This window comes from Streptomyces sp. NPDC046203 (assembly GCF_040646255.1).
Lineage (GTDB): Bacteria > Actinomycetota > Actinomycetes > Streptomycetales > Streptomycetaceae > Streptomyces.
The window spans coordinates 160,040-178,007 of sequence record NZ_JBEYZX010000007.1; the positions used below are offsets into that span (position 1 = coordinate 160,040).

The following is a 17,968-nucleotide window of genomic DNA, read 5'->3' on the forward strand; positions in this document are numbered from 1 at the left end:
TGGAAGGGCCCACTCCAGCCTTCCCGCAGGCCTCCGGTGGGCCTCACGTGGGCCACGGCCCCCGCGACCGCCCGGAGGCCGGTAGGCTGTAGCCGCTCCGCAGCAGGTGAGGCGGGGCGAGGGTGGGTTGCCCGAGCGGCCTAAGGGAACGGTCTTGAAAACCGTCGTGGCGCGAGTCACCGTGGGTTCAAATCCCACACCCACCGCAGGAAATCGGCGTCCGCGCCGCGTACAAGGGGTGTCCCGGTCAGGGGCACCCCTTCTTCGTGCGTCCGGCGCCCTCGCGGAGGGCCGAGGTTCGAGGCCGGTGGGGGCGGCGCGAAGAACGGTGTGTGAGGAGGTTTATCGATAAGTCCTCACACCTGAGGGGGAATCGGAGGGTCCGGGGCGATTGGTCCGGGATGTGCTGGGCAACTCTGGTCTCGCGAGATCGGAAACACGACCGGAAACACGACCGAAAGCAAGATCGGAAACACGATCGGAAAGACCAGGGCGGTCGATCAACCGCCTTGTCGAGCAAGCACTGTTCACAGCCCCAGCCGCAGTCCCTTGATTCACCGCGGATCCCTTCCGGATCCAGAGCCCAGTTCCCGGAGGAACCCTTATGCCCAGCATCCGCACCGCCCGCGTCCTCGCCGTCGCGGCCGCTCTGCCACTCGCCGCCGTGCTGTTCGGCGGGGTGGCCCTGGCCGACGACGGCGGATTCGCGAACGACGGATCGGACGCCAGTGCCGCCTCGGTCCTCGGCAGCGGGGTGATCGGCGAGAACGACGGCAATTCGACCACCACCCAGCAGGTGGCCACCGGTCCCGCCGCCTCCAACGAGAACCACACGACGAATGTGAGCGGCTCCGCCTTCACGGAGATCAAGCAGCCGGACAAAGTGTTGACCTTCTCCTTCTTCTGACAGCCGGTCCGAGGGGGCGGCGTGTGGTGAACGCGGGCCCGTGCTCCGGTGCTTCGGTGCCGGCGCGCGGGCCGCTCGTGTGCGGGGCGTGTGCCTCCGGCGCTCCGGGCGCCCCGTGTGTCCGGCCTTGACAGTTCTCCGGAACCTGACGGACAGTCAGGAAATCCGAGTGGGCAGTCCCGCCGCGACACGAGAGGGCCATGCCGTGCATCTCGCCCCGACCGAACGCCAGTTACGGCTCCGCGCCGAACTCCGCGCGTACTTCCGCGACGTGATGCCCGACGGCCCCCCGTCCCCCGTCGACTCCGCCGCGCAGCGCACGCTGCTGCGGCGGATCGGTGCCGACGGCATGCTGGGGATCGGCTGGCCCGAGGAGTACGGGGGCCAAGGGCGCGGTCCCGACGAGCAGTTCGTCTTCTTCGACGAGGCGTACCGGGCCGGCGCCCCGGTCTCGATGGTCACGCTCAACACCGTCGGACCGACCCTGATGCGTTACGGCACCGACGAACAGAAGGCGTACTTCCTCCCCCGCATCCTGCGCGGGGACGTCGTCTTCGCCATCGGCTACAGCGAACCCGAGGCGGGCACCGACCTGGCCGCCCTGCGCACCCGGGCCACCCGTGAGAGCGGAGAGAGCGGAGAGAGCGGAGACGGCGGGGAGAACAGGGAAGGGGAAGACGATCCGGTCGGCGGGGGAAGCGGCGGCTGGCGGATAGACGGGCAGAAGGTCTTCACCTCCAACGCCCAGAACGCCGACTGGATTTGGCTCGCCTGCCGCACCGGCACCACCGAGGACCGCCACCGGGGCATCTCGATCATCCTCGTCCCCACCTCCGCGCCCGGCTTCTCCTGGACCCCGATCGAGACCGTCGGCGGGCTGACCACCACCGCCACCTACTACGACGCGGTCCGCGTCCCGGCCGGTCATCTCGTCGGCCCGGAGAACGGCGGCTGGGGGCTCCTCACCAACCAGCTCAACCACGAACGGGTCGCCCTCGCCGCCCTCGGCATGCAGGCCGAGGACTTCTACGAGGCGGCGCTCCGCCAGGCCCGGCGCCCGGCCGCCGCGGACCGCCGGCGGCGGATCGACGAGCCATGGGTACGGATACGGGCCGCCGAGGCGCACGCCCGGCTGGCCGCGACCCGGCTGCTCAACTGGCGTCTCGTCGGCGACGTGGGCGCGGGCCGGCTCGCCCCCGGGGACGCGAGCGGCGTGAAGTTCGCGGGAACGGAGTCGGCGGTCGAGGTCTACCGGCTGTGCCAGGAGATCGCCGGCCCGGCGGCGCTGGTCCGCACCAGCTCGCCCGGCGCGTTCGACGACGGCGGGCTGGAACGGATGAACCGGGCCGCCCAGATCAACACGTTCGGCGGCGGCGTGAGCGAGGTGCAGCGCGAGATCGTCGCGACGATGCGGCTCGGCATGAAGCGGAGGGGACGGCGATGATTCCGCCCCACCCGGACGCCCCGGCCCCCGGACTTGGTCCCGTCCCGGCCTCCGACCCCGCCCCCGGGGCCCGTTCCCTGCCCCCGCCCCTGCCGTACGAACGACTCGCCGCCTACGAAGGCCGGCCCGTCTCCCGTCCCTTCGCCGGCAAGGACCCCGTCAACGAGCCCATGATCCGCCACTGGTGCGAGGCCATGGGCGACACCCACCCCGCGTATCGCGGCCCCGGCGCCGTCGCCCCGCCCACCATGCTCCAGGCCTGGACCATGGGCGGTCTGTCCGGGCACGGGGACGAGGACGGGCACGGGGACGGTTCCGGGGACGGGCCCGGCGCGTACGAGGAACTCTCCGCCCTCCTCGATGCCGCCGGCTACACCTCGATCGTCGCCACCGACTGCGAGCAGGAGTATCTGCGGCCGCTGCGGCCCGGCGACACGATCGTCTGCGACTCCGTCATCGAGTCGGTCTCGCCCCGCAAGACCACCCGGCTCGGCACCGGTCACTTCATCACCACCCGGATGAACGTCAGGACCGGCGGCGGCGAACTCGCCGGCACCCACCGCTTCCGCGTCCTCAAGTACGCCCCCGCGCCCCCGGCGTCCACCCGTCGCCCCGCGCCCCCCGCGCCCCCGGAAGCCGCCCCCCGCCGCTCCCCTCGCCCCCTCCGCCCCCGCCCCGTCGTCAACCGCGACAACGCCGGCTTCTGGGCCGGAGTGGCCGAACACCGCCTCCTCATCCAGCGCTGCGTCACCTGCGCCACGCTCCGGTTCCCCTGGCTGCCCGGCTGCAACGCCTGCGGCTCGCGCGCCTGGGACACCGTCGAGGCGAGCGGCGAGGGCACCGTCTACTCGTACGTCGTCATGCACCACCCGCCGTTCCCGGCCTTCGACCCGCCCTACGCGGTCGTGCTCGTCGAACTCGCCGAAGGCGTACGGATGATCAGCAACGTCGTCGGGGTCCCGTACGACGAGGTGCGCATCGGCATGCCGGTGCGGCTGGAGTTCCGGAAGGTGGACGCGGAACTCGAACTCCCGCTGTTCAGAGCCCTGTTGTCCACGGATCATGAAGAAGGCACAGACCGCGAAGAAGGCGCGGTGCGCGAGGAGGGTGAGGACTGACATGGACTTCACCCCCACCGAGGAGCAGTCGGCGGCCCGCGCGCTCGCCGCGCGGATACTCGGGGATCTCGCCACCCACGAACGGCTCGCCGCCACCGGCACCGGCAGCGATCCCGAGCTGTGGAGGGCTCTGTGCGCGGCGGGTCTGTCCGAGGCCGTCCTGGAGACCGGTCTCCTCGGGCTCGTCCTGCTCGCCGAGGAACAGGGGCGTACGACGGCGCAGGTCCCGTTCACCGCGAGCGCCGTCTACGGGCTGCTGACCCTCGCCCGGCACGGCACGCGGAAGCAACGGGCCCGGCTGCTGCCCGGACTCCTCGCCGGGACGATGGTGGTGACCGGCGCCTTTCCCGCGTACGACGGCCAGGGCGCCGTCCGCGCGGGCCCGGGGGGCCGGCTCGCCGGTGCCGTCCCGTGGGTGCCGTGGCTGCGGGACGCCACCCATGTCCTCGTCCCCGACGAGACGCGGGCGCTCTGGCTCGTGGCCCTGCGGGGTGCCGGGGTGGAGCCCGTCGAGCTCACCGCGCCCTGGTCGGCCGGCCGGCTGGTGCTCGACGGGGCGCGTGGGGAGCGGGTGGGGGTGCCCGGGGCGTACGCGGGGGTGCTGGGCGCCGCCCGGATCGCGTTTGCCGGGCTGCAGGCGGGCGTGTGCGCCGGTGCGTTGGCCCGCGCGGTCGCGTACACCTCCGTACGCGAGCAGTTCGGCCGTCCGCTCTCCGCCCACCAGGCCGTCCAACTCCGGGCGGCCGACGCGTACATGGACACCGAGGCGATCCGGGTCACGGCCTACGAGGCGGCCTGGCGGTACGACGAGGGCCTGTCGTACGCCGAGGAGGCGCTGACGGCCGCCTGGTGGGCCGCCGAGGCCGGAACCAGGGTGGTGCACGCCGGACAGCATCTGCACGGCGGTCTCGGCGCCGACCTCGACCACCCCGTGCACCGGCACTTCCTCTGGGGACGGCAGCTCGGCGCGTATCTGGGCTGCGGCACCGAACTCCTCGCCGAACTCGGCGACCTCCTCGCGAAGGGAACGCCCGCATGACGACAGACCCCGCAGGGGTACGGGCGGCGCCCGTACGGGGGACGGCGCGGGTCCGGCCGGGTGACACGCTCGCCCCGCTCGTCGTCCCGGTCACCCGCACCCTCGTCGTCGCCGGGGCGATCGCCGCCCGCGACTACCAGGACGTGCACCACGACGCCGAGCGCGCCCGGGAGAAGGGCTCCCCGGACATCTTCATGAACATCCTCACCACCAACGGTCTCGTCGGCCGCTACATCACCGACCGCTTCGGCCCGCGCGCCGTCCTGCGCGCCGTCTCCATCCGGCTCGGGGCCCCCAACTACCCCGGGGACACCATGACGTTGACCGGAACGGTGACGGAGGTCGACGGCGCGACGGTACGGGTCCGGGTGGTCGGCGCGAACGGGCTCGGCCACCATGTGACGGGCACGGTGACGGTCGACGTCCCCACGGAGCCGAAGGCCCCGGCGGATCCGCCCACCCCGGAAGTCCCGGAAGTCCCGCCGGCCCTGACGGCCCTCACGCCCCCGACAACCCTGACAGGGACCCCTGGCCCCGACCCCGACCCCGACCCGGAGGGCCCCCGATGACCGCGCACGCCCGCGCGGACGGGCTCGGCGGGCGCGCCGCCATCGCCGGGATCGGGGCCACCGCGTTCTCCAAGGACTCCGGCCGCAGCGAGCTGACCCTGGCCGTGGAGGCCGTGCACGCGGCCCTCGACGACGCCGGGCTCGCCCCCGGCGACGTCGACGGCATGGTCACCTTCACCATGGACACCAGCCCGGAGATCACCGTCGCCCAGGCGGCCGGCATCGGCGAGCTCTCCTTCTTCTCCCGGGTCCACTACGGGGGCGGCGCGGCCTGCGCCACCGTCCAGCAGGCGGCCCTCGCCGTCGCCGCCGGGGTCGCCGAAGTCGTCGTCTGCTACCGGGCGTTCAACGAGCGCTCCGGCCGCCGTTTCGGCTCCGGCGTACAGCACCGCGAACCGTCGGCGGAGGGCGCGGCGCTCGGCTGGCCGCTGCCGTTCGGGCTGCTGACCCCGGCCTCCTGGGTCGCCATGACCGCCCAGCGCTACCTCCACACGTACGGGCTCTCGCCGGACGTCCTCGGCCATGTCGCCGTCACCGGCCGGCGCCACGCGGCCACCAACCCCGCCGCGTACTTCTTCGGCAGGCCGATCACCCTCGCCGACCACGCCGCCTCCCGCTGGATCGCCGAGCCGCTGCGGCTGCTCGACTGCTGCCAGGAGACCGACGGCGGCCAGGCCCTCGTCGTCACCTCCACCGAGCGCGCCCGCGACCTCGCCCGCCCGCCCGCCGTGGTGGTGGCCGCCGCGCAGGGTGCGGGGCGGGGCCAGGAGGCGATGACCGGCTTCTACCGGGACGCGCTGACCGGGCTGCCCGAGACGGGGGTGGTGGCCCGCCGGCTGTGGCGGACCTCGGGGCTCGCGCCCGGCGACATCGACGTCGCGATCCTCTACGACCACTTCACCCCGTACGTCCTGATGCAGCTGGAGGAGTTCGGCTTCTGCGGGCCGGGCGAGGGCGCCGGTTTCGTCGAGGCGGACGTACTGCCGCTGAACACCCACGGGGGCCAGCTCGGCGAGGCGTATCTGCACGGCATGAACGGCATCGCGGAGGCGGTCCGGCAGCTGCGCGGCAGCTCCGTGAACCAGGTGGCGGGGGCGGCCCGGGCCCTGGTCACGGCGGGCACCGGGGTCCCGACGTCCGGCCTCGTCCTGGGCACGGACACCTGAGGTCCGCCCACCCTTCTCCCGTCACCCGGGTGTCTTCCGAACCCCCACGACCCCGCCCCCCGACCCCTGAGGCATCCCCGAGAGGGCCCTGAGGGGCCGCCTCCGGGCGGCGTACCGACCCGCCCCGACCGCCGCCCCGGACCTCATCCCCGAGCCCGCCCCTGATCCCGTCTCGGGGTCCGACCCTGACCCCTCCCCCTACCGGCTCCACCCTCAGGAGGTGGGGCGCTCTCCACCCCTACAACCTGAGGGGGACCAGGGGTCGGGACCTGGGACCGATCCCCGCCGCACCCCCTCGCTCTTAACGTGGAGTCATGACTCCGCGACCCTCCGGCTCTGTCTGCGCCGGTGCCTCGACGCCCGCCGGCCGCCGCGCGGCCCGTCTCGGCGTCCTGTCCCTCGTCCCCGCCCAGCCGGGACCGGCGGACCACACCGCGCCTGCGGCCCCCGTGGCCTCCCTGGTCCCTGCGGCCCCCGTGGCCCCTGCGGCCGTCCAGGCCCGCCCGTTCGCGTACCCCTCCTTCGCCTCGTACGTCCGTGCCCGGGGCCCGGTCCTGCTGCGCGCCGCGCGCTCGCTGACCGCGAACCCCTCGGACGCCGAGGACCTGCTCCAGACGGCGCTGGCCAAGACGTTCGTCGCCTGGGAGCGCATCGAGGACCACCGCGCCCTGGACGGCTACGTCCGGCGCGCGCTGCTCAACACCCGTACGTCCCAGTGGCGCAAGCGCCGGGTCGACGAGTACGCGTGCGAGGAGCTGCCGGAGCCGGCCCTGGACCGGGAGCCGGACCCGGCGGAGCGCCAGGTGCTGCACGACGCGATGTGGCGTGCGGTGATGAAGCTCCCCGAGCGGCAGCGGGCGATGGTCGTCCTCAGGTACTACGAGGACCTGAGCGAGGCGCAGACCGCCGAGGTGCTCGGGGTCTCGGTCGGCACGGTCAAGAGCGCGGTCTCGCGGGCGCTCGGCAAGCTGCGCGAGGACCCGGAGCTGGCCCCGGCGGCGTGACGCGGTGATGGTGCGGCGGGGCGGGGCGGCGGTCCGGAAGGGCTCCGTCTCCCGGAAGGACTCCGCCCCCTTGAGGGGCGCCGCCCCCCGGAAGCACCCGGAATCAATGATTCCGGTACGGCCCCCGGAACCGTAGTCCGTCACCTCGCCGACCGGCGCCTCCGGCGTCGTGGCAGGTCACCCGGGCATACGTTACCCTCGGTTACGCCAGTGATCACTGGCGAAATTGGATACTCCCGGGTAGTGACATACCGGGTGGACGTGAGCAGAATCAGCACACCCCCACCTCACTACCGCCGCGTAGCGCCCTCGGGAGGACGCCGTGCTGAGCACCATGCAGGACGTACCACTGACCGTGACCCGCATCCTCCAGCACGGGATGCGTGTCCACGGACAGTCGACCATCACCACCTGGACCGGCGAGCCGGAGCCGCAGCGCCGCACCTTCGCACAGACCGGTGCCCGCGTCGCCCAGCTGGCCCATGCCCTGCGTGACGAGTTCGGTGTCACCGACGGCGAGTGCATCGCAACCCTCATGTGGAACAACGCGGAGCACGTCGAGGCGTACTTCGCGATCCCCGCCATGGGCGCGGTCGTCCACACCCTCAACCTGCGGCTTCCCGCCGAGCAGCTGGCCTGGATCGTGGGCCACGCCGCCGACCGGATCCTCCTCGTCAACGGCTCGCTCCTGCCGCTCGTCGCCCCGCTCCTCCCGCATCTGCCGACCGTCGAGCACGTCGTCGTCACCGGCCCCGGCGACCGCTCCGTCCTCGACGGCGCGACCGCGCGCGTCTGGGACTACGAGGAGCTGATCGCCGGCCGTCCGGTCACGTACGACTGGCCCGAGCTGGACGAGCGCGCCGCCGCCGCCATGTGTTACACCTCCGGCACCACCGGCGACCCCAAGGGCGTCGCCTACTCCCACCGCTCCATCTACCTGCACTCCATGCAGGTCGGCATGACGGAGTCGATGGGGCTGAGCGCCAAGGACACCTCGCTGGTCGTGGTCCCTCAGTTTCATGTCCTCGCGTGGGGGATCCCGCACGCCGCCTTCATGACCGGTGTCAGCCTGCTGATGCCGGACCGGTTCCTCCAGCCGGCGCCGCTCGCCGACATGATCGAGATGGTGCGCCCGACGCACGCCGCCGCCGTCCCCACCATCTGGCAGGGGCTGCTCGCCGAGGTCCTCGCCCGCCCCCGCGACCTCACCTCGATGGCCCAGGTCACCATCGGCGGCGCCGCCTGCCCGCCCTCCCTCATGGAGGCGTACGACAAGCTGGGCGTCCGGCTCGTGCACGCCTGGGGCATGACGGAGACCTCCCCGCTCGGTACCGTGGCCCACCCGCCGGCCGGTCTCACCGCCGAAGAGGAGTGGCCGTACCGCGTCACCCAGGGCCGCTTCCCGGCGGGCGTGGAAGGCCGGCTGGTCGGCCCCGACGGCGAACTCCTGCCCTGGGACGGCGAGTCGGCCGGTGAACTGGAGGTACGCGGCAACTGGATCGCGGGCTCCTACTACGGCGGCGCCCACGGCGAACCCCTGTGCCTGGACGACAAGTTCAGCGCCGACGGTTGGCTCAAGACCGGTGACGTCGGCATCATCACCGCCGACGGCTACCTCACCCTCACCGACCGGGTGAAGGACGTCATCAAGTCCGGCGGCGAGTGGATCTCCTCCATAGACCTGGAGAACGCCCTGATGGCCCACCCGGCCGTCGCCGAGGCCGCCGTCGTCGCCGTCCCGGACGAGAAGTGGGGCGAGCGCCCGCTCGCGACCGTCGTCCTCAAGGAGGGCGCGAGCGCGGACTACACGGAGCTGCGGGCCTTCCTCCTCGCCGAGGGCGGCGTCGCGAAGTGGCAGCTCCCCGAGCGCTGGGCCATCGTGCCGGCCGTCCCGAAGACGAGCGTCGGGAAGTTCGACAAGAAGGTGATCCGCAAGCAGTACGCGGACGGCGACCTGGACGTCACGCAGTTGTAGGGCAGTTGCTCTGATCTCGGCGCCAACCGACCGGCTCGGCCGATCGGTTGGCGCCGATCACATGACAAGAGGCGCCTGGCGCCGGTCAGTTGGTGCCGATCTTCGCGAGCAGGTCGACGATCCGGGACTGCACCTCGGTGCTGGTCGACCGCTCGGCGAGGAAGAGGACCGTCTCGCCCGAGGTGAGCCGCTCCAGCTCCGACTCGTCGAGGCCCGCCGAGGTGTAGACGACGAGCGGAGTGCGGTTCAACTGCCCGTTCGCGCGCAGCCAGTCGATGATCCCGGCCCGGCGGCGGCGTACCTGCATCAGGTCCATCACCACCAGGTTCGGCCGGAGATCCTGGGCCAGTGCGACCGCCTCGGTGTCGGACGCGGCCCGCGCGACCTGCATCCCGCGCCGCTCCAGCGTCGCCGCCAGCGCCTCCGCGATGTCCTCGTTCTCCTCGATGAGCAGCACCCGCGACGGGTGTTGCTCGCTGTCCCGGGGCGCCAGCGCCTTCAGCAGGACGGCCGGATCGGCGCCGTACGCCGCCTCACGGGTCGCCTGCCCGAGCCCGGCCGCGAGCAGCACCGGCACCTCGGCGGCGACGGCGGCCTGGCGCAGCGACTGGAGCGCGGTACGGGTGATGGGACCGGTCAGCGGGTCGACGAAGAGCGCGGCCGGGAAGGCGGCGATCTGCGCGTCGACCTCCTCGCGGGAGTGCACGATCACGGGGCGGTAGCCGCGCTCGCTCAGCGCCTGCTGGGTGGCCACGTCCGGCGCGGGCCAGACGAGCAGCCGGCGCGGGTTGTCCAGGGGCTCCGGGGGGAGTTCGTCGTCGACGGGCTGCGGCAGCGGCTGGTTCGCCACCTCCACGGCACCGCCGGGGCCGTCCAGCGGCTCCGGACCCTCCGCCGAGCCCTCGGCGGGCGCCTCTATCGCGTACGAGCGGCCCTCCGGCGCCGGGGGCGTGCCCAGCTTCGACACGGGCAGACCCGCGGACACGGGAACCGGCGCGGGTACCGGCGTGGATACCGGCATCGGCGCGGACGCAGGGGCCTGCGCGGGAGCCGGGGCACCGACGGTCGCCGGTACGGGCAGGGGCATCGGAGCGGGCATCGCCGAGGGCACCGGCAGGGGCTGGCCGCCCTGCGGCTGGGGCTGCTGCGGCTGGGGCGCGGGGAGCGCGGCAGCGGCGGCCGGGGCCGGGCGGTTCTCCTCGGCCGGGTTGCCGAGCTTGCGGCGCCGACCGGACGCGGGGGCGGGGGCCGGGGCCTGGGCGGCGGGTGCCGCGACGGCGGATACGGCGGGAGCGGCCGGGGCGGCCGGGGCGGCCGGCGGGGTCAGCGGGACGCCCTGTCCGAGGGTCCGCACACTGAACGCCCGTCCCTGCGAGGCGTCCTGGGGCGCGGGGGCCGCCGGAGCCGCCGGGACCTCGGGCGGCAGGGGTACGGAGCCGGTGCCGGTCGCGGTGGCCGCGCCCAGAGCCGTACCCGAACCCGAACCCGTGCTCGTACCCGAACCCGAGCCCGAACCCGTGCCTCCGCCGGTGCCGGGCGTCGGCGCGGGCAGCGGGTGCGGCTGCGGCGAGGCGTGCTCGTCTCCCGGCAGCGCCCGTACGGCCGCGTGCTCGGCGGGGTGTTCGTCCGGCGCGCGGTCGGCGTCGGCCGGCGGCAGCGCGAACGGCGTCCGCGGTCCCGCCTCGGCGGCCGCGGCCCGCTCCTGCGCGGCGGCGAGCGCCCGGCGGCGCCGCCCGGTCGGCTGCTGCTGCGCCGCGGGAGCCTCGGCCGACGCGACGGCGGGCAGCGCGGGCAGAGCGGAGGCGGGCATGCCGGAGGGAGGCACGGGCATGCCGGAGGGCCCGGACGCGGGCACGGGGGCCAGCGCCGGAGCGGCGGATACGGCGGGGGTACCGGCGTCGGCCGGAACACCCTGCGGCGGAACCGTGTCACCGAGCGCGGGGCGCGGCTGCGCGCCCTCGGCGGCGGTCACGACCGCGCCCTCGGCGGGCCGGCCGCGGCGGCGGCCGGTGCCGGTGGACTGCCCGGCCGAGGTCGGGGGGCCGGCCTGGGCGGGGATCAGCTCATGGGGCGTACCGCCGGGCGGGGTGTCGCCCTGCCTGCCCCGGCGGCGGCCGGTCGGCTGCGGCACCGCCGTCGCGTCCTCCGACGCCAGCGGGCTCTCCAGGAACGCGTCCGTGGACGCCCGGCGCCCGCGCCGCCGTCCGCTTCCCGCCACGGCCTCGGACGGGGCCGGCTGGGGCGACTGGGCGGACTGGGTGGCCTGCGCGGGCAGCGCGATGGGCTCGGCGCCCGCCGGCCGCTGCTCCTGGCTCCCGCGCGCGGCGGGAACGGCTACGGCCGGCTCGGCAGCAGCCTCGGACGGCGAGGCGCCCCCCGGCTCGTCCCCGGACTCGCCGGCGGCCTCGGCCCCGGTCTCGCCGGTCTCGTTCTCGTCGACGTCATCGACGTCGTCGGACCCGTTCCCGGCCTCGACCTCGACCTCGACCTCGGCCTCGCCCTCGGCCTCCGGCGCGAGGGTGCCGCGTCCGGCGCCGAGCGGCACCTCCACGACGTACGCGCCGCCCGCCGTCCCCGGCACCTTGTGCGTCTGCACCACACCACCGTGCGCCGCGACGATCCCGCGCACGATCGGCTGATGGACCGGGTCGCCGCCCGGGTACGGGCCGCGCACCTCGATCCGTACGACGTCACCGCGCTGCGCCGCCGCGACCACGATCGTCGAGTCGCCGGGCGCCGCTTTGCTCTTGCCGGTCGCGTCGACCCCGGCCACGTCCGCGACGAGATGCGCGAGCGCGGTGGTGAGCCGTACCGCGTCCACCTCGGCCTCGATCGGCGGCGTGTGCACGGCGAACTGGACCCGGCCCGGACCGATCAGCTCCACTGCCCCGTCGATGCCGCCGGTCACGATGCCGCCGAGCGGCACCACGGTCTTGTCCAGCTCCTCCGCGCCCGCGTCGAGGCGCTGGTAGCCGAGGACGTTGTCGACGAGGGTGGTCATCCGGGCGTAACCGGCGGCCAGATGGTGCAGCACCTGGTTGGCCTCGGGCCACAACTGCCCGGCGTCGTCGTCGGCGAGGGTGCCCAGCTCGCCGCGCAGCTCCTCCAGGGGCCCGCGCAGCGACCCGGCCAGGACGGCCGTCAGCTGCGCGTGCCGGGCCGCGAGCGCCGCGTACCGCTCCCGCTGCTGCTCCAGCTCGGTGGCGTGCCGCTCGGCGCGGTCGGCGAGCTCGGTGGCGTGCTCCTCCAGCAGCCGCTCGTGCGGCCTGCGGTCGGTGAAGGTCATGACGGCGCCGACGAGCTGGTCCCCGTCCCGTACCGGCGCGGTGGTCAGGTCGACCGGCACCCGGTCGCCGTTCTTCGCCCACAGCACCTGCCCGCGGACCCGGTGCTTGCGGCCGGAACGGAGGGTGTCGGCGAGCGGCGACTCGTCGTACGGGAAGGGGTCGCCGTCGGAGCGCTTGGCGAGGATCAGCCGGTGCAGATCGGCACCGCCGAGCTCGGGCGCCCGGTAGCCGAGGATCTGCGCGAAGGCGGGGTTGACGAGGACGACCCGGCCGTCGGTGTCGGTGCCCACGACGCCCTCGGACGCGGCGCGCAGGATCATCTCGGTCTGCCGCTGGGAACGGGCCAGTTCGGCCTCGGTGTCCACGGTGCCGGTGAGGTCGCGGACGACCAGCATGAGGAGTTCGTCGCCGGTGTAGCCGCCGCCGTGCACGTGCCCGTGGCCGGCGGCGCCGTGCGGGGCGTACGCGTCGCGGCCGTCCTCCAGGTTGGCGCTCGTCACCTCGACGGGGAACTCGCCGCCGTCGGTACGGCGGGCGGTCATCCGCGCCGGGCGGGTACGGCCCTGCTCGTCGGCGGTGTCCGGGCGGCGCATCGAACCGGGGATCAGCCGCGAATCGAACTCCGGCAGCAGATCGAGCAGCCCGCGCCCGACGAGCGCGGTGCCGGGGGTCTCGAACATGCCGAGCGCGATGGTGTTGGCGTTGACGACCGTGCCGTTGCAGTTCACGAGCACGAGGCCGTCGGGGAGCGCGTCGAGTATGGCGGCGAGGCGAGCAGCGCCTCGGGATGGCCTGCTGCTCACGAGACGCTTCCTCCCTGAACCCACTGCAGGTGCCCTGCAGCTCTTGCGCTTGCGCTGGTGCTTAGTGGCCGGCGGGCCCCATCTTGCCCCCGGGGCCGCGGTGTGTCACGGAGGGATTCTAAGGGAGACACCGGCGGCCGGGGGCTCTGCCCCGGCCAGGGGCCGGACATGAGGGGGCTTCAGACGCGGGTCAGGGGGAGGACGGGCCGCAGGTTCTCCCAGCGGTCCGTCTCGCATCCGTTGATCCGCGAGAAGCGGGCGTCGACGCGGTGCCCCTGCCAGGTCCCGGTGACGCGCGCGGTGGCCGGCCCCCCGTGCAGCTGGGTGCACAGCTGCCCCTCCGGGACCGGCGCGAACGGATTCCCGCCCGCCTGCGCGAGCTGCTTCAGCCGCCGGCACGCGCTCGCCGCCGCCGGGTGCGTCCCGCCGGGCGTGGCACCGCACTCCAGCCGGAAGTCGCCGTCGGCCTCCGGGGACCCGCTGTGCTCGACCCGCACCCGCAGGGAGTCCGCAGCCGGGGCCGAGAGCAGCGGCAGCGGGGGCAGCGGCCCGAGCGCGGGGGCGGCGGTGACGCTCGCGCTCGCGGTCGGGCCCGTGACGGGTACGAGGGCCGCGGCGGCGACGAGGACGGCGGCCGCGGTGGCGGTACGGAGCGGGGCACGGAGCGGGACACGGGTGCGCTGCGGCATGGGGGACTCCCGTCGGGACGTCTGGGTGCCCCGGCGCCCGGGCCGCGCCGGGGCGGGCGTGCCGCGGCGGCGCCCGGGGCGCGGGGCGTTCTGCCCTGCCTAACGCTCCCGGGCCCGCCGCGTTGCGCAATCCGGGTGAGCCGGCGGGAGCGCGGGAGGGAGCGCGGAGCGAGACACGGAGCGAGACGCGAAGGGGAGCGCCGCGCGGGCGCGGGTGGGGCGCGGACCGGGTGGGAGCGGGTGCGAAGGGGGTGCGAGCAGGGCCTGGGGCCGGGTTCCGGGCGGGTGCGAAGGGGGCGCGAGCAGGGCTTGGAGCCGGGGTCCGGGCGGGTGCGGGCAGCGCGGGAAGCGGGGCGTGGAACGGGGCGCGCAGGGGTCGCGGGGGCTTTGCCCCGGGCACCCGGTGCCTAGTACGGTGAAAGCGATTGGTGACACGCCGCTCTTCTGTGTCATCATCTGCACACACCGCTCGCCTGCGCGTGAGGTGTATGGAGGCGTCGCCTAGTCCGGTCTATGGCGCCGCACTGCTAATGCGGTTTGGGTTTTAAAGCCCATCGAGGGTTCAAATCCCTCCGCCTCCGCACGAAGACTGAAGCCCCGGCCCTCAAGGCCGGGGCTTCAGTCGTTCCCGGCCCCGGCGATCCCCACCGCGCCCACTTCGTGCCGCCGCACCTCTTGCGCTTCGTGTGACCCCGGTCTCTTTCCCGCCATTTCGACCCCCTGACGGCGTTCCGCTTGCCCTCCCCGCCCGCCTGGGCGCCCTCCGTGTGATTCGCGTTTCCGCAGGTCAGAGGGGGTGTGGCCAATGGATTTCACAGGACGGCGGCAGTCATGTAATGTTCTTCCTGTCGCCGCGAGCGGGCCGAAAGGCCGGGGAGCGGAGACAAAAACTAAAAACAAGCACTCGTAGCTTAACGGATAGAGCATCTGACTACGGATCAGAAGGTTGCAGGTTCGAATCCTGCCGAGTGCACAGAGTCGAGAGGCCCGGACTAGAGTCCGGGCCTCTCGCGTTATGCGGCCGTACAGCAGTGAAGTACAGCAACCGCACCGATCGCTGCCGACCGCCGTCAGCCGGTGGCGCCGCCCATGACGTCGGACAGCTTGCCGAGGGCAGCGCGCACGTCTTCTTCCCCGGCCGCGGCGTAGACCTCCATCGTCATGGCGATCTGCGAGTGCCGCAGGATCCGCTGTGCCACCTTCGGGTGGACTCCCAGGAGGACAAGGAGAGCGGCGACCGTGTGGCGGGTGTTCCGGAGCGGGATCACGCGGAGGCCGGCCCGACGGGCCCGCAGCGCGAACATCCGGGTGAGGTTCCCCGGCTCGATCGGGGTGCCGTACTTCGTCGTGAAGATGAGCCCGCGGGTGTCCTGCCAGAGCTCACCGACGGCCTTCCGGTCTCCGAGCTGCTGGGCGCGGCGCATCCGGAGCGCCTTGAGACAGATGGCGGGCAGGGGCAGGAAGTCGTCCGACTCCTCGGTCTTGGTCTCCCGGTGGAGGATCTGCCGCCCGGCCCGCTGGATCTGGTGATCCACGTACAGCTCGCCGGTCTCGAAGTCGATCGACTGCCACGTGAGGCCGAGAATCTCTCCGCGACGGAGCCCGAGGCACAACGCGAGCACCCAGGCGGCGAAGAGGTGATCGTCCCGCGCCGCCGCGTCCGCGAGGAACCGTCCTGCCTCGGCGACGGACCACGGCTTGATCCGGCGCCGGCGCGGCTTGGGGACCTTCACGAGGGAGGCGACGTTCTTGCTGATCTCCTCCTCGGCCACGGCGTGCGTCAGCGCGGCACGGAGGGCATCCCGGGCGCCCTGGACGACGCGGCGGGACGGGTACGCCTCACAGCACTCCCCGATGGCGCAGCACTTCTGCCGACGCGGTTCCCGCTTGGTGTCCTTCCCCTGCGCGCAGCACTGGCAGATGCCCGCGAGCTTGGTCAGCCACTCCCGGACGTCCCGGACGGTCAGCTTGTCGAGCCGCTTAGCACCGAGGTGCGGGGCGATGTAGAGCCGGACGTACCCCTCGTACGAGACGTAGGATAGCGGGGCGAGGTTGGGCTTCACGATCGAGTCGAGCCAGTAGGCGAGGAACACGGCGAGGGTGCGGTGCCGGGTGGGCATCGGGCCCTTCTTCGCCTGAGCGTGGAGGTTGAGCCACTTCTCGTGGACTTCCTCGCGAGTCTTGCCGTATGCGTACTTCCGATCACGCTTGCCGTCCGGCTTGGTGACCCAGACGTAGGCCGCGTAGCCGTTCTTGTACTGGTAGATGGACCCCTCGCCGTTGCCACGCTTCCCGCTCATGCGGCCCACTCCTCGGAGCCGGCGGCGACGCGCTCGACGTACTCGTCGACCCAGGCCGGGAGGATGCGGCGGTTGCGGCCCACCTTCACGGATCGGATCTCTCCGGTGAGGACGAGCATCTTCGTCTTAGAAAGCCCGAAGCCGAGCATGGACGCGACCTCGGCGGTCGTGTGCCACCTGGGCTCAATCACGGTCGTGGTCATGCTTCCGTTCCCTCCAGGGGGAGTTGGTCGCGGAGGGCTTCGCGGGCGGTCTCGCGGTTGAGGCGGATGTCCCGGGCGATGGACGCGGCCAAGGCGGCTTCACCGGGGCTGTGGCCCTGGCCGGCGTACGTCCAGGAGGTGAGGACGAGGACGGTGTCCGGGGCGATGTCGTCCAGGCCGCGAGCGGTGTGTTCCTGGGCGGCGCGGTAGTCGGCGCGGGTCTGGCGGAGTTCGCCGAGGGTGGTCGAGTACCGCCGTGACTTGGTGGAGAAGTGGCCGCGGAAGCCGAGCATGTGGGCCCAGGCCGTCAGCCTGCGGTCGGGGTAGAGCGGGTCGAGGTCGAAGCAGGCTTCGACGAGGCGTCGGGTGTGGTCGGGGACGCCGAGGAGGAGCAGGGCTTCCCGGTTGCCGATGCGGCGGTCGAGGCTGCCGGTCGTCTCCGCCGCCTTGGTGGCGTACTTGGCGATGTAGGAGGCGACGGCCTGTTCCGTGACGTCGGAGCCGTCCCCGAACGCCTTTACGGGACGGATGTCGAGCTGGGTTCCCCAGCGGAGAGAGCGGGCGGGGTGCTTGCCTACGGCGGGGACGGTGACTGTGGTGTACGGGTGCGTGGCGGCGGTGCGGATCGCGTCGGTGAGGAGTCCGGTGGTGGCCCACGAGGGCGGCGGCGAGTCGGGTCCGTTCGGGCCGTCGACGCGGATCACGGCGTGGAAATGGACGGCGCCCCGCTTCTGGAACTCGGCGACCTTCCCGTAGGAGATCCGGACGACCGCCTTCAGGTCCTTCTGCGAGAGGCCGGCCGCAGCGGCGATCTCCCGGCGGAGGCGGGTCGTGAATCGCTGCCAGAGCTGCCCGGCGTGGTTGTTGAAGAGGACGGCGGCGGCGTAGTCGTACGACTCGGGGTCGAGCGGCGTGCCAAGGGCGGTGTCGTCCTCGGGGTGGTGGGTGCCGCAGCGGCAGGGGCGGGCGCCGGGGCGGTTGTGGACCGGTCCGAAGGACGGGGCGGTGAGGGTGAGGAAGACCCGGGGGTGTTCGCGGACGGCGGCGGGGATGTCCCGGGCGTTATCTCCGGCGAGGCCGGCGCGGATGAGGTGGAAGGTGCGCCCGCGTACGTTCACGCGCAGGCGGGGCAGCGGGAGGCCCGGCGGTTGCCGCAGGCGATGCGGAGGCGGCCGCCCGGTTCCGTGTCGGTGGAGTATCGGTGCAGGGTCTCGCCGGTGGCCTTGTCTCGGGTGAGGGTCCAGCCGGTGAGGTGGATGGGGTGGGAGCAGCCGCCGGTGCGGTGGATCTGTTCCTTCCAGCGGTCGAAGCCGGGGGACCCGGCCACCCGGAGCATGTCGCTCAGGGTGGCGGTGTCCCATCCGGCCGACGAGGTGGCCGCGTCGGTCATCATGGGGTGGTCCTTCTGGTTCTGCGAACTGGGCAGGGACGGGGCTCCCGGGCGGCGGAGACTTGGCGGTTGAG

12 protein-coding genes, 3 tRNA genes and 1 pseudogene are annotated in these 17,968 nt (G+C 73.4%); 11 read left to right on the plus strand and 5 right to left on the minus strand.

The features are described 5' to 3' along the window. Window positions 1-121: 121 nt before the first annotated feature. The 9 genes from ABZ990_RS08635 (at window position 122) to ABZ990_RS08675 (ending at window position 9,222) form a co-directional block, all read left to right on the plus strand. Window positions 122-206, plus strand: a tRNA-Ser gene (locus ABZ990_RS08635). Window positions 207-604: 398 nt separating this feature from the next. Beyond that, window positions 605-907 (plus strand): hypothetical protein, encoded by a 303-nt coding sequence (locus ABZ990_RS08640; RefSeq protein WP_361227347.1) that lies wholly within the window; start codon window positions 605-607, stop codon window positions 905-907. A 205-nt stretch (window positions 908-1,112) separates the two neighbouring features. Continuing rightward, a complete protein-coding gene (locus ABZ990_RS08645) occupies window positions 1,113-2,351 on the plus strand; it encodes an acyl-CoA dehydrogenase family protein (RefSeq protein ID WP_361227350.1) in 1,239 nt (412 codons plus the stop codon). Next, window positions 2,348-3,469, plus strand: coding sequence for a bifunctional MaoC family dehydratase N-terminal/OB-fold nucleic acid binding domain-containing protein (locus tag ABZ990_RS08650; RefSeq protein ID WP_361227353.1), 1,122 nt, complete (start codon window positions 2,348-2,350; stop codon window positions 3,467-3,469). Before ABZ990_RS08645 ends, ABZ990_RS08650 begins: the two co-directional genes overlap by 4 nt. A gap of 1 nt (window position 3,470) precedes the next feature. Next, the gene (locus ABZ990_RS08655) at window positions 3,471-4,508 is read left to right on the plus strand and encodes an acyl-CoA dehydrogenase family protein (RefSeq protein WP_361227356.1); all 1,038 of its coding nucleotides are present in this window, start codon (window positions 3,471-3,473) and stop codon (window positions 4,506-4,508) included. Then, on the plus strand, window positions 4,505-5,077 hold the full coding sequence (locus tag ABZ990_RS08660; RefSeq protein ID WP_361227359.1) for an acyl dehydratase: 573 nt from the start codon (window positions 4,505-4,507) through the stop codon (window positions 5,075-5,077). Before ABZ990_RS08655 ends, ABZ990_RS08660 begins: the two co-directional genes overlap by 4 nt. Continuing rightward, window positions 5,074-6,243 (plus strand): lipid-transfer protein, encoded by a 1,170-nt coding sequence (locus ABZ990_RS08665; protein ID WP_361227361.1) that lies wholly within the window; start codon window positions 5,074-5,076, stop codon window positions 6,241-6,243. Before ABZ990_RS08660 ends, ABZ990_RS08665 begins: the two co-directional genes overlap by 4 nt. Window positions 6,244-6,557: 314 nt before the next feature. After that, window positions 6,558-7,247, plus strand: coding sequence for a SigE family RNA polymerase sigma factor (locus ABZ990_RS08670; RefSeq protein ID WP_361227364.1), 690 nt, complete (start codon window positions 6,558-6,560; stop codon window positions 7,245-7,247). A gap of 322 nt (window positions 7,248-7,569) precedes the next feature. Next, window positions 7,570-9,222 (plus strand): long-chain fatty acid--CoA ligase, encoded by a 1,653-nt coding sequence (locus ABZ990_RS08675; RefSeq protein WP_361227367.1) that lies wholly within the window; start codon window positions 7,570-7,572, stop codon window positions 9,220-9,222. Between the two features lie 85 nt (window positions 9,223-9,307). Here ABZ990_RS08675 and ABZ990_RS08680 read toward each other — a convergent pair whose 3' ends face one another. Continuing rightward, on the minus strand, window positions 9,308-13,312 hold the full coding sequence (locus tag ABZ990_RS08680; RefSeq protein ID WP_361227370.1) for a PAS domain-containing protein: 4,005 nt from the start codon (window positions 13,310-13,312) through the stop codon (window positions 9,308-9,310). Window positions 13,313-13,491: 179 nt separating this feature from the next. After that, entirely contained in the window at window positions 13,492-14,001 is a 510-nt protein-coding gene (locus tag ABZ990_RS08685; RefSeq protein ID WP_361227373.1) for an SSI family serine proteinase inhibitor, read from the minus strand. 490 nt (window positions 14,002-14,491) lie between these two features. On the opposite strand from ABZ990_RS08685, the gene ABZ990_RS08690 reads away from it, so the two are divergent. Next, window positions 14,492-14,582 (plus strand) — tRNA-Ser (locus ABZ990_RS08690). A 319-nt stretch (window positions 14,583-14,901) separates the two neighbouring features. Further along, window positions 14,902-14,974, plus strand: a tRNA-Arg gene (locus tag ABZ990_RS08695). 97 nt (window positions 14,975-15,071) lie between these two features. Here ABZ990_RS08695 and ABZ990_RS08700 read toward each other — a convergent pair. The 3 genes and pseudogenes from ABZ990_RS08700 to repSA form a co-directional block, all read right to left on the minus strand. Beyond that, entirely contained in the window at window positions 15,072-16,310 is a 1,239-nt protein-coding gene (locus tag ABZ990_RS08700) for a site-specific integrase (protein ID WP_361227376.1), read from the minus strand. Further along, entirely contained in the window at window positions 16,298-16,504 is a 207-nt protein-coding gene (locus ABZ990_RS08705; RefSeq protein WP_361227379.1) for an excisionase family DNA-binding protein, read from the minus strand. The genes ABZ990_RS08700 and ABZ990_RS08705 overlap by 13 nt, the downstream gene beginning before the upstream one ends. Next, a pseudogene (gene repSA, locus ABZ990_RS08710) lies at window positions 16,501-17,894 on the minus strand (replication initiator protein RepSA). Before repSA ends, ABZ990_RS08705 begins: the two are co-directional and overlap by 4 nt. Window positions 17,895-17,968: the final 74 nt, after the last annotated feature.